2 protein-coding genes are annotated in these 544 nt (G+C 67.5%); both read right to left on the bottom strand.

Going from position 1 to position 544, the window contains the following annotated elements; genetic code table 11:
• Positions 1-365, bottom strand: a 365-nt coding sequence (locus ACSLTV_RS36175; protein WP_435613742.1) for a transposase, incomplete at its 3' end; no start/stop codon positions are given.
• A complete protein-coding gene (locus ACSLTV_RS36170; RefSeq protein ID WP_435613741.1) occupies positions 269-544 on the bottom strand; it encodes a transposase in 276 nt (91 codons plus the stop codon). The genes ACSLTV_RS36170 and ACSLTV_RS36175, both read right to left, overlap by 97 nt.

Here is a 544-nt window from a genome sequence, read left to right as displayed (position 1 = left end):
ACGACGTAGCGGAGCTTGCCCAGGCCCTGGATGTTCGGGGCACCTCTGCGGGAAATGACCGGCAGGATCCGGCGTTTTCGCAGCTCACGACGGTTGGGGTTGGAGTCGTAGCCCTTGTCGCCGAGCAGGGCTTCGGGCCGTCGGCGGGGTCGGCCGGGACGGCCTGCAACGGGCGGGATGCCGTCGACCAGGGCGAGCGTCTGGGTGACGTCGTTGACGTTGGCCGCCGTGGTGATGACTTTGAACGGGGTGCCGTGTCCGTCGCAGATCAGATGGTGCTTGCTGCCCGTCTTCCGCCGGTCGACCGGCGACGGGCCGGTGTCGGCGCCCCCTTTTTCGCGCGGACATGGGAACCGTCGACGCACGCTCTGGACCAGTCCAGCTCGCCGGCCGCATTCAACTCGGCGAGCAGAATGCGGTGGAGTTGGTCGAAGACCCCGGCCTCCTGCCATCGCTCAAGACGCCGCCAGCAGGTCTGTCCTGAGCCGAACCCCAGCTCCAGGGGCAGGAGTTGCCAGGCTATGTCGTTGTGGAGGACGAACAG

It is taken from the genome of Streptomyces sp. bgisy159 (assembly GCF_965341775.1).
GTDB lineage: Bacteria > Actinomycetota > Actinomycetes > Streptomycetales > Streptomycetaceae > Streptomyces.
The sequence above is the reverse complement of the archived record's forward strand: the minus strand, read 5'-3'. Positions and strand labels throughout refer to the sequence as shown.